Origin of the sequence: Mesorhizobium sp. M1088 (assembly GCF_040318575.1) — a bacterium.
In the GTDB taxonomy this organism is placed as follows: domain Bacteria; phylum Pseudomonadota; class Alphaproteobacteria; order Rhizobiales; family Rhizobiaceae; genus Mesorhizobium.
Window position 1 is genome coordinate 1 of the sequence record NZ_JAMYMO010000023.1, and the last position, 12,344, is coordinate 12,344.

Here is a 12,344-nt window from a genome sequence, read left to right on the forward strand (position 1 = left end):
GCCACATCGGCCACCTCGTTGAAACGATCGAGGCAACCGAATGCAACAACTACTTCGCAAACGCCGGCTACGCTTCCATCAAAACGTGAAAGGCTCTAGCCCTTCGTCGGCGCCAGATGTTGCTTGCTACCTCGCGGCTAGCCTACCGCAGGTCCAGCTGCAACAGGCCGCTATAATCCTCCGTCGCCAGGAAGAAGCCCTCGTCGATCGCCTTGGCTCTGAAAGCGGGATCGTCGCCGAGGTTGCGAAATTCCGGCTTCAATGTGCCTGATGCATCGAAGTAGCGATCTCGAAAGGTCGCCCGGTCAAGCCCGGCATAGTCTTTACCCTGACCTGCGACCGTGCAGGATTTCAGTTCGGTTTGGTCGGCAGCGTCCGCCGGGAAACTCTTCCTTGCAAAATCCATGGGACCGATGCCTGGAGCAATGCTGCGGGGGAATTGCGTGACGCACCGCTTCGTCGCGTCACCCGCAGCGATCGTCAGATCGAAATAGGGAGGCCTCAGCCCCTTGGTCGCGAGGTAGGCAAAGGCACGAATGCGATTGGCTGCCTTCAACGTATCAAGGTCGGTCGTCTCCAGAATGCCGCCATCGATGGTGAGCTTTCCCGACCCGCCAAGTGCGGCAATTTGCTTCTGCAGCCAGTCTGCGTCACGATCGATCCAGGTCAGGAAATCGAGTGGCATCGCTTGCGGCTCCTTCATCTGCGGGTTCATGGATTGAGCGAGGGCCGCCGCAGTGATGAGCATCGCCAGCCCGGCCAGCGCTGCCGTAGAGAGAGGGAAGTTACGCATGTCATGCCTCCGTCCTTCTGCGTTGCCGCGAATCAGTTGTAGTGGTTGCGCGGCTTGATACCGAGCATGTCGCGCAATTGGTTCTCCGTTATGTCGTCAGGCCGCGGCGTTCCGCCGACACCGACGGTCCGCGCTTCCTCGTCCATGGAGGTATGTGGCTTTCCATCAAGCCCGTTGTAGGTGGCTGGACCCATGCCGGAAATCTGTCCCGCCTGGATGTGGGAGGCGTGGATTTGCTCATGGGCGAGCACGATGCCGGGATCGGCCGGGTTTGTCGCGACCGTGCCGGTCGATTTGTCGAACTCGCTCGACGTGCGGATACGGGCTGCCGCCGGATCGTAAGAGATGACCGCTCCTCCCGGTGTCGTCGTCGGATCCTTCGTGTGATCGGCGAGATCGGTTCCGGTGCGGCCGGCCACGTTCTGGATCGTCACCGTTTCTGGGCTGTCGACAATCCTCTTGGTGAGTTCGCGCCCTGTATCCATCCCGGTACCGGGTACGAAGAAGTCCTTGACGTCGAGCCAGGCGCCGTGGAGCCAGCTTTGCGAAACCTCGCCGGTCTTGCTGTCGACTCGGGCAGTCGGGTCTGTGCGTTGGATATCCTCCTCAACTTGCCGCCGATAGGCGGCATCGCCGGCCACGATCTCCTTGAGACCTGTCGGGTCGATATAGGCCATCGGATTATTGTTGGCATATGCGAAGAGATTGCATGATGTGGGGTTGCCGGTGCAGCGCTCAGGATCGCCGACATACAGCGGGTCGGGTGAGACGAAGCGGCCAAGGGCCGGATCGTAGTAGCGGGCACCGAAGTAGTAGAGCCCGGTATCGTCGTCGAGATATTTGCCGGTGAACCGATGGTGGGTTTTTTCGCGCGGCAACTCGCCCGAAATATCCGTCAAGTGATCGGCCCAGGCAGGAGCCAGTACTTCCGGCTTGTGCTCGGTTCCGTATGCGCGATAGAGCATTTGCTCGACCGGGGCGCCGCCCGAGGCGATCACATAGTCGCTGCTCTCGATATGATCCTTGAGGTAATAGAACCATTTACCGGTGCCGTGCTCGAGCCGCACCAACTTGGTCGAGGCAATGTTGACATAGCTCTCTTCGCCCTTTGGGCCGACCTCGAATGTCTCCACTGGATAGAGATAAAGCTGGTCTGGCTTCGATCCGTCCGGAGTAACGATCTTCTTGTATAGGCGTCGACCGGTCTGGTCGTAGCCGTAGAAGACGTCGTTGGTCACGGTTTGCGCTCGGATGAGCCGGCCGTTGATGTCAAAGACAGTGCCGGTAAGGTTCGGCGACGTCGCCAGCTGGCCGAAGCCATCGAAACCATATGGCTTGGACGCGCTGCCGGCCGGAATGAGGCCGGTCGCGCTGGCTGCCGCCGGGACAATCCGTGCTCCGGGATCGAGCTCGTCATTGCGGGCGAAGGTGCCGGCAGGCGAATAGCCGAATTCGGCATGTTTGCCATAGCGATCGATACTCACGAGCTCGTTCTTGAAGTCATAGTGAAAGGTGCCGGAACGGTCGACATGGGTCGCGTCGCCGGCGCCACTGCCCAGCGCATCGACGATCTGTGTGATGGAGCCGTTCGAGTTGAAAGCCATGGTCAAGTCCTGCAGCGGAACGCCTCCCGCTTGCGAGACGATATGCGTCAGGAACAGCGTCGTCGGATCGTAGGTCATCTGCGTGAAGGCGCCGAGCCGGTAGTTGACGCGCTCGACCCGTCCTTCCGGATTGTACGTGATGTTCTCGATCACTTTCTGCGGGCCGGCGAAGTCCGGATGGGATACCGTCACGGAGCGGAGATTCTTGTCCGGTCCGAGCGCGAATTTCGACGTCAGGCCGCGTGGGCCGATCGATGAATCGATCCGGCCATCAAGCGTGTGATGGAAGCGATCGGCATACTTTGCGTGGTTGATCTCCACCTCGTTGGCGGTCATGCGGCCGTTCGCGTTGTAGGCGTAGCGTTCGGCCGCATCGAACAGGCCGTTGGGATCGTGGATGATGACCTCGGTTATTTTATCGAGCGGCAACGCGATCGGCACTTCGAACCCGGCCGCAGAGGCTATCTCGACGCCCCGGTCGTAGCGGTATTCGAGATGGAGGACACCGTCGTCAACCTCTGTGAGCTTGCGGTTAAGGAAGTCGTAGGTGGACGTCTGCACGGAAGCTTCGCCGTTCACGCCGACGCGCGCGATCGCTGATTGCCGCCCGCGCGCGTCGTAGAAGGCGTACCGGTCGCCCATTCCGGGGATCGACTGGAATTCGATGTCGCCGACCGAATTGTAGATCAACCGTCGAGGCGCAGTTTCGCCCGGCAGCCAAATCTCGCTCAAATAGCCGAAGGAATCGCGCACGAAGCGGGAAATTTGCATCACGCCGTCGCCATTGGCGGCGATGAAGCCGGTCACCCCGTTCTCGTTGCTGAGCGAATATTCCTCGCTCCGCACCGTACCATCGAACTGATCGGCATAGGTCGTTATTGTGTGCGTGCCCCAAGGCCCGAAGGTCATCTCGGAAACCTTGCCCGACGGGTAAGACTCACGCACCATGCGGCCCGTTGCGTCGTAGGTATATGTGTTGCCGATTTCGTGATCCGGACGCGGAACGTCGCCCAGCTCGAAGACCTTCTGCAGGTTCAGATCGTCGATACCGCCGAAGCTCCTGACGACGAATGGGGTCCAGCGGAAGACCAGTTTCTCGTTGCGATTGTAGAGCGCGAAGTTGCGGACCCGCACGCCCCCCTCGGCAACGCTTTCCAGGTCGGCGATCTGGTTGCCGCGGGCGTTGTAGGCGGCGAGCTCGGCAATGAATTCGCTTTCGCTTTCCGGAGTTTGGGCAGCGCTTGCGTAACGGCGCTTCGATGTCAAGATCAGTGAGGGCAGGCCGCTCTCGCCGATCTTGTAGCTGTAGAATTTCTCCGCACCGTCGGCTGCCACCTCATGGATCCTACGGCCGAGCGCGTCATAGTCGTTGGTGACGACCATGCCGAGGGGAGTCGTCATCGTTCGCACAGCTCCGGCCCGTGGCCCGTCGTAGGTCATTGACGTGATCTGGTTGAGCTCAGGCGCACCACCCGCCATCTTGGTGTGGCTCATCGGCGAGGTGCCGGTCTGTTCGTAGAGAACGGCCTCTGTCTGCCCAAGGTCGTCCGACAGCGCGGTGGTGTTGCCAAAGACGTCATAGCCCATTCTCTTGGTGAGGGTGCGGGTGGCGTTGCGGAACTGCTCGAGCGACGCCGGCAAGTTGCTGAGGCCGGAAAAGACTTCGAGTGTCCGGGTGCCCATGCGACCGCCCGCGTCGGCTAGATAGGTGAAGCTTTCACGGCTGAGCAGTCGCGTTCCGGTTAGGATACGGCGCTCGGATGCGGCGTTGACAATGCTGAGCGCGGCGAGATCGGCACGCGACTGCGCATACCCGGTCTGGGTGGTGCGGCTAAAGCCCTGAATGGTCAAATCCGCGGGTCCCGGGATATCGCGAACCTGCACAGTTTCCGAGGCGGGCATATTGAATTCGTCGAAATCGGCATACGTCTGGACCTTCACCGGGTCCTTACATTCGGGATCGGCCGGGTCCTGCTGTTCGGCGTCGCCGGCGGAACCGGTCAGCGTCTCCTTGACCTTTCTGAGATAGGACGAGCCGTCGCCACGCGAAAACGTCTCCCACACCGACGACTCACACTTCAACATCATCCCGGTCGTCGGCAGCTTCTGGGTGCGCGTGGCGGTCGACAGCGAGTGCAGCGCCGCCGCCGACGGATCGAGCGTCTCGGTCGTCTCCGCGCTCGCGACGAGCGTCGCCTCGGGCTTCACTTCATAGGTCTTGCGGATCTTCAGTTTGCCGGCGAGGTTCAGGTCAGCCGCCGTTTCCGCGAAGGTGTAATACTGTTCGCGATCGAGGCTTGAGCGCTGCGTGACCCGCTGGCCGGCCGCGTTCTCGTCGCCGTACGCGATCCTCTCGACGTCCGAGAAGCCGATAAAACGGCGATTGATCACATCGTAAAATGGATTGTGGTAGAAATATTCGTCCGTCTGCACTTGGGCGCGAACCTGGCCGGGTATGCCCTGCGACGTGACGAGTTGCTTGGCAACGACAACGGGAAAATGCAGGTTGCGCGTCGGCTGGCCGTTGGCGCGGTCGCGCAGCATCTCGTCGATCGAAGTCGCATAGCGAATGTCGTGCCGGCGGCCGGAATCGAAGTCGACGACCGTGAGCAGGTTGGCCTTGACCAACTGCACCGTGTCGGTGCGGTTGAAGTCAATCACGACGACGGGCTTCACCTCGTCGCCGGACGGCTTCTGGAACACGATGATTTCGCTCTGGCCGTCGCCGTCGATGTCTGCGACGCGCGAAGCGAAGGTCTGCGTCGACGCGCCCAGTTGAACCCGCAGATTGAGCGCGATGCTGAGCGGATCCTTCAGGTAGGTCCCGTCGCCGAAGCCGAGCCAGACGCGCATCTGGTCAGTGCGCTCGCCCATCGACGCGAAATCGATGATGCCGTCGCCGTTGGCGTCGATGTACCACATTGTGGCGAGGTTATCGCCGGGCTGCATGCCGCCAATCTTCGAGAAGCTGCCGTGACCGCAGACCGGATCGTTGATCGCGGCGTCGCCAAACAGCAGCGCATTCGGGTCCTTCGAGAACATGTCGCCCTGGTTCTCATAGAGGCAGAAGCCCTGGTCAGCCGGGCGGATGACGACGAGATCGGGCAGCCGGTCGCCATTGATGTCGACCATCCGCACATTGTTGCGGCCGAGTATCTGGCCGTCCTGACTGTTGAATGGGAACGCTTTGGTAAGCGCTCCGAAATTGACGTTGTAACCCCCATCGGCCTGCCGCCGGGTGAGATTGAGAAATATCCGCCATTCCGTGCGGCCATCAGCATTGAGGCGCGTCGTGACGATGTCGGACAGGCTGTCCATATTAACGTCGGCGAAGCGGCCGTTGCCGCCCGCGAATGTCGTTGGCGAGACGCCGGGCAGCGGGATCGAGCGGCCGAGATAAGGGAAGGTCCCGTCGGCTTTGCCGTCATAGACGTGCATCAGCCCGTCTTCGATTTCGACGATATCGACGAAGCTGTCGCCCAGGATGTCGGCAAAAGCGAAGCGATTGTCGGTGAGCCGGGGGGCGATCTGGCGCATTAGTCCAGCCTCGGTCGGACGCGACAGCACGAGTTGGCTGGTGTCGCCGAAGGCGCTGTTCAGGTCGCCGCTTCCGAGATGCACCGTCGCGCCGTCATCCTTGGTCTGCACGATGTCGACCAGTGCATCCATGTTGAGGTCGGCCAATTCGAAATTCTGCGGCGGGATGTCGCCGGCGAACGCCATTTTCGGCGCTTCGAACACGACGGGGCGCGACGCCAGTTCGGCGCTTGTCCACGACGAATAGCCGAAATGGATGTCCGGGAACTTCAGCGTCGATTGCGCCAGCGCCTCGCCGCCGGTGTCACCATACCGGTAGAGCACGCGCAGCTGGTCGAGCACATTGACCGACTGCGCGTCGATGAGCGGCGTGAGGTCGGCCTGAGCCTTCGCCAGGCAGTCCGGATGCGCCCGGACGACGAACTTCGACGTGTCACTGGTATCACGGCCGACATATCCCATGCACCATTGGGCGTAGACGGTGTCTTTGAACTTGGCCGTCACCTTGCCGTAGAGCCGGGCGTTCTCCTGTTTGCTGCCATTGGTGTGGCTTACGAGCGTCGATTGCGTCTCGATCAGCTCGAACTGATAGCTGCTCTGACCGCCGGCGAAGCTGGCCTTTGTCAGGTAGCTGCGTCCACCGAAACGCTGGTACTCGTAGCGGATGGCTTCGCGGTTGGCATTGAGCTGCAGCACCAGGGGCCATTTCGTGACATAGGGCGCGGCTACATCGAAATTGCCCTCTGCCACGGAGGAATCGCCGCTGAAGATCAGCCGTGTTCCGTTGGCGTTGATCACCTCGAAACCGGAGGAGATGGTGTCGGTGTGTAGGCCGCCCGTCAGGTCGAGCGAAAGGACGTCGAACGCGCCAGTGTGGTAGAGGATCTTGACGAAATCCTCGGCATATTCGGGCTTGTACTCCCAGACGCCGTTCTGGTTGCCGAGGAAGATGAGCCGCGCGCCCATATACGACAGGCGGGAGAAGAAATCGCCGCCTGGCTTGGTGCCGGGCACGGCCGTGCCGAGATCGTCATTGACGGCGATCGCCTGGGTATTGAACTGCCAGCCGATACCGAGCCCGTTGCCGGTATCGCCCGCGAACTGGCTGTAGGTGAGGCTCAGTTGCGGCCCGAACTGGCCGCGCGTCGGCAGGGTGGGTAGCGGCACGGTGAAGTTCGCCGATCCCGTATTGTTGTTCAGCGTGAAGCTGCCTTCCTCCTGCGTGACAGTGCCGCCCGCAGCGGGCAACTGCACAATCGACGTCGCAGATTTGTCTTCGGCGCGGGCCGGTGAGCCGAGTACTGCGGCGCCAGCGGCCAGGGCTGCGAGGGCGGTAAGGGTCTTTATGAACATGGGACTACCTCTCCGGATGCAGGCACTACTGATGAATTTGCGGACCCACGATGATGAGCTGTAAGCAGTTCGGGCGCGGACAGATGACCGAGGGCTGGACGGCGATCGCGTCGTGCAAGTGAATGTTTCCATCGAAGATGCGCCACGGCTCGCGGTTGCAGGCTTCGGCGACTTGAGGGAGGAGCGGCTGCGGGAAGGAGCAGACCGGATTGTTGCCCAGATAGGTCTTTCCGATCACCGGATGGACGCTAGCGAAGTTCTCGATCCGATTGCCTCTCAGATCGACGACTGACAGCGCCGGAAGCGAGCCAAGCGGCAGCGCATCGAAGACCCGGTTGTTGCGCAGATCGATATCCGACAGTGCCGGCATGTTCGATAGATTGCCGACATTGGTGATCTGGTTGTCGTTCAGGTAGATGTATTTGAGCCCGCTCGATCCGAAGCGCGGGATCGCGGATAGCCGGTTGGTGGCGAGGTTCAGTTTCTGAAGTCCTGTCAGCGAAGCGATCGGCGACGCGTCGGTGATCACATTGTCGAAGAGGTTAAGTTCGCCCAGCGCCCGGAAATGGACCACCGGGTTGACGGCGATGATCGATTTCTTGTTCAGAGTCAGGCTGGTCAGTGACTGCGCCCAGTTCTGCGCTGCACTGCAATCTGCGCTGTCGACGTGGTCGGCCTGCATGCGGCTGTCGAGCGCCGCCATGAAGCCGCGGGCGTCGCCGAGCGCAATAGAATCGAACCGGTAGACGATGCAGTATTCAGCGAAGCTGGCGTATTGCAGTGGCAGATTGCGCATGCCGGCATCCTCGAGCAGCGGCAGGTCTGCCAACGGCGTCACGGATTGTACGTGTGTGTTCGAGAAATAGAGCTTTGTCAGCTTGTTGAGCATTCCGATGCCGATCAGGTTCGACAGGGGATTGCCGTCGATGTTCAGTTGTTCGAGGCGGCGCAGCTGGAGGATGCCCTGGATCGAGGGGATCTGGTTGTTGCGGATCCAAAGCTTCGTCAGCCCCGGTACCGCCGACAGCGCCGAGACGTCGGACAACTGGTTGTCGGACAGGTCGATGGAGGTCAGATTTCCCATCACCGGGAAGAGCGAGACGCTGGTCAACCCGCGGTTCTTCGCATCGGCGAACTGGCGCGAACTGAGATCGTCATAGGCTCTGCCGCAAACAGTCTTGCCCGAGATCGATAGCAGCGCGTTCACTTCCGCGGTTTGCGCGGGCGTTAGAAAGTCGGTCTGGTTCCGCATCAGGCATGCCGACAGGAAGTCGCTCGCCTGCACGGGATTGTCGGAAAGATCGAGACTGATCAGGCCCGACAGCGCTGCCAGCGGTCTGACATTGGCGATCGAATTCTTCGACAGGTTGAGTGTGCCGAGATTGGTCAGGCCGGCAAGCGGCGAGACGTCCGTGATGGCATTGTTGGACAGGTTGAGCGAGGTGAGTTGCGGTAAGGTGGCGAGCGGACGCAGATCGCTGACGATCTTCGACGACAAATCGAGTGCGGTGGTCGCCAGCAGCTTGTTGCCGACCACCAAGCACGTCCCGCCACCCTCCAGTTCGACCATGGCTCGTATGGTTTGCCCAAGCGGGGTCGCCGCGTCGCGGTGCAGCACGCACAGGTCAACGAAGCTCTGCCCGCCATTCGCCACGATTGGATTGCCGCTGAGATTGATGGCCAGCGTCGAGGGGAAGCTGCCGAGATTGGCGAAGGTTTCGATCTTGTTGTTGGCGAGGTTGAGACTGGTCAGGCCGCCGAGCGCGCTGAGCGGATCGAGCATGTCGCCCGTGAGGCCATTGTTGGCGATGGACAGGATCGAGAGCGCCTGCAGGAATTGCAGCGGCTCAAGGCTGGCGATCTTGTTGTCGTCGAGTGTGAGGTTCGTCAGCAACGCCAGCGCCGACAGCGCGCGGATGTCGGTGATGTCGTTGTCGGAGACGTCGGCCCGCGTCAGCGCGATCAGTGGCGCCAGGGCGTTGATGTTGCTGACGTGATTGCCGGAAATATCAAGAAAGGTCAGTGTCTTGAGCTTGGCCAGCGGCCCGAGTTCGGCGATCGAGTTGTTGCCGGCGATCGACAGGCTGGTGAGGTTCGTCAGCACCGCAATCGGCTCGAGTGATTGCACGCCCTTGCCGCTCAGGTTCAGCGTCGTGATCGATTCCAGGAAGGTCTGTGCGGTGGCGCAGGCGGCCGGGTTGCCGAGCGCGGAGACTCCGCCGGGCGTTGAATCGAGCACCGCCATCACGGTCGCCGTTTCAGCCGGCGTGCGGTCGCCCTTGATGCACCATTTCGCGAAGGTGGTCGGCTTGTTGACCAGCGGCGCGCCCGAGAGGCACGTGATGGTGTGGATCTTGCCGGCGAAGAACGGCGTGGGGTCGGCGTTCAGCGCCTGGTCGAGATTGAGCTTCAACTCGGTGACCAGCGGTGCGCAGGATGGAATGTAGAGCCGGTCGGAAAATGTCGTCGCGCCGAAGTCTGAGGGAAATTGCAAGTAGTAGATGAGGCCGCCGCCATTATCGTACGCGAACACCTTTATTGGGTATGTCTCGCCCGAGGGGCACAGCAGCGGATTGGCGGCCGGATCCGCGGCGACGATCGCGCTGTCGACGGCGGTCAACACCTCCGAGGGAACCGTCGCGAAGCCAAGTCCGCGGATCACTGCTTCCTCGTCCGCCTGGTCCTTGCAGCGGATGCGGTAGCCGCGCCCGTCGGAGATAAGCAACGGATAATGCAGCCGGTTCGCCTCCAGCGCCGGATCCTCGAACAGCACAACCTTCGGCTCGTCCGCGCGGGCCGGGCCGGCGGCGGCGGCCACGAGCATGACCAGAACAAGGAGCAGCGATTGGCCGATGCGGTTCATCTGGTTTCTCCTTTCGAGGCTCAGGCTGATCGATGCGGCTCAATCAGCCCGAACCAATGGCAGCGCTACATCTCGTCCGCGGTCTTGATGGTCCAAAAGCTCGACGGCTCGCGATCGCAAGTGAACTGAAGGGCCGGGATGTTGTTCAAGTTGCTAACCCCGCCGGCAATGATCAGGCACTTGCCTGTCTGGACGTTTTCCGCCTGAACTCCGTCGCGCGTCTCGACAAGGTTCCAACGACGCGAAGGATCGCTGTCACAGTTGAACTGCAAGGCCGGGATGTTGTCTTCGGTACTGAGTCCGCCGGCAATCGTCAGGCACTTGCTTGTCCGGACGTTGGCCACCTGGAAGCCATCGCCCGTCTCGACCAGCCTCCAGCGCTGCCATTGACTGCCGTCGCAGTCGAATTGCACCGTCGGTGCATTGTTGTCGGTTCGTCCTTCCGCGACCGAAAGGCACCTTTCGGTTTGCCGGTTCACCAGCAACACTTCCGGGTCGGCCGCCCGGATGCTCCAGAACCGCGACGGATCGCGGTCGCAATTGAATTGGAGGGCAGGGACGTTGTCATCGGTGCTCACCCCGCCGGCAATGGTCAGGCATTTGCTCGTCTGCATGTTTTCAGCCTGGAAGCCGTCGCCGGTTGCGGTCAGCTTCCAGCGCCGCGACGGATCTCGGTCGCAGTCGAATTGAAGGGCCGGGATGTTGTTGTCGGTGCTGACACCGCCGGCAATCGTCAGGCATTTTCCGGTCCGCACGTTCTGTAACTGAAAACCGTCATTCGTCTCGACCAGCTTCCAGCGGCGCCACTGGTCGCCGTCGCAGTTGAACTGTACGGCCGGCGCGTTGTTGTCGAGGCGCCCCTCGGAAACTGCCAGGCATTTGCCGGTCTGCATGTTTGCCAGCACCACGTCTCCCTCCTTGATCGCCGTGATGCAGGCTTCGAAAATTTTCCCGGTGGCCGCGGTCGATTGCTCCGGTCGACTGATGCAGACCGGATTGCCGTCCAGCGAAGGCTTGAATGGCAGGATGGCGCTGACGGACTGCACCGTGGCCAGACGGTTCGCGCGCAGGTTAAGAGAGGTGAGTTCGGTAAGGCCCATCAAGGCGCGCGCATCCGTGACGCGGTTTTTCGACAGGTCGAGCGCCGTGAGCTCTTGCAGAAACCGCAACGGCGACACGTCGTCGATCTTGTTGCTGGCCAGAACCAGTCGCGTCAGCGCCCGCGCCGAGGCGAGCGGCCGCAGGTCGGCGATCTGGTTGGAACTGAGGTCGGCGTCGGCCAAATCCTTCATCACGCCAGTCACGTTGATGTTGCTGATCCTGTTTCGCGACAGATCGAGAAAGGTAAGCTTGGTCAGCTTTTCCAGATCGCGCGTGTCGGCTATTTCATTGCCGGACAAGGTCAGGCGCGTCAGATGGGTAAGTGTCGCCAGCGGCTCGAGATTTGTCAGCCGTCGCCCGGCAAGGTCGAGCGTCGTGCTCGACGCGAGAAAGTCCTGCGCGCTTGCGCACGCCGCCGGATTGCCCAACGCGGAGGCACCGCCGGGTGTCAGCTCGAGCAGCTCCTCGACCGTCGTCTGCTGGGCAGGATCAAGGTCGTTCTTGATGCACCAACTGGCAAAGGTCGTCGGCCGTCCGACAAGCGGCGGGCCCGCCAGGCATGCGATGGTATGGACCTTTCCGGCAAAGAAAGGGGTGGGGTCGGCCTCGATCGCCTGATTGAGGTTGAGCTTTAACCCTTCGACCAACGGCGCGCAGCCGGGAATGTAGAGTTGGTCGGAAAAGGACGTTGACCCGAAATCGGTCGGGAACTGCAGGTAGTAGACGAGCCCGCTGCCGCTATCATGCGCAAAGACCTTGATCGGGTAGTGCTCGTCGGATGGGCACAACAGCGGATTGGCGGCTGGGTCGGCCGCGATGACCGCATTGTCGACGGCGCTCAGCATTTGCGACGGGAAAGTTACTAAGCCCAGTCCGCGGATCACTGCTTCCTCGTCCGCCTGAACACTACAGCGAATGCGGTAGCCGCGTTCTTCGGAGATGAGCAGGGGATAGTGCAAGCGAGTGGCGTTCAGCGTCGGGTCCTCCAACAGAACGAGCTTCGGTTCCTCGGCTCGGGCCCGACCGGCGCCGATCACCGCAAGCAGCGCCAGCAGGAGCAGCGATCGGGCTATGCGGGTCATCTGGTTTCTCC

At 61.4% G+C, this 12,344-nt stretch carries 4 protein-coding genes; all 4 read right to left on the minus strand.

Translation table 11 applies throughout. The features are described 5' to 3' along the window. Nucleotides 1-142: 142 nt before the first annotated feature. Nucleotides 143-793, minus strand: coding sequence for a hypothetical protein (locus NKH49_RS22475; protein WP_352502906.1), 651 nt, complete (start codon nt 791-793; stop codon nt 143-145). 32 nt (nt 794-825) lie between these two features. Continuing rightward, on the minus strand, nt 826-7,287 hold the full coding sequence (locus NKH49_RS22480; RefSeq protein ID WP_352870998.1) for an RHS repeat-associated core domain-containing protein: 6,462 nt from the start codon (nt 7,285-7,287) through the stop codon (nt 826-828). A 25-nt stretch (nt 7,288-7,312) separates the two neighbouring features. Further along, the gene (locus NKH49_RS22485; protein WP_352685414.1) at nt 7,313-10,150 is read right to left on the minus strand and encodes a leucine-rich repeat domain-containing protein; all 2,838 of its coding nucleotides are present in this window, start codon (nt 10,148-10,150) and stop codon (nt 7,313-7,315) included. A gap of 65 nt (nt 10,151-10,215) precedes the next feature. Then, nucleotides 10,216-12,333 carry an RICIN domain-containing protein gene (locus tag NKH49_RS22490; protein ID WP_352871000.1) on the minus strand — a complete coding sequence of 706 codons (2,118 nt, stop codon included), beginning with the start codon at nt 12,331-12,333 and terminating at the stop codon, nt 10,216-10,218. Nucleotides 12,334-12,344 lie beyond the last annotated feature (11 nt).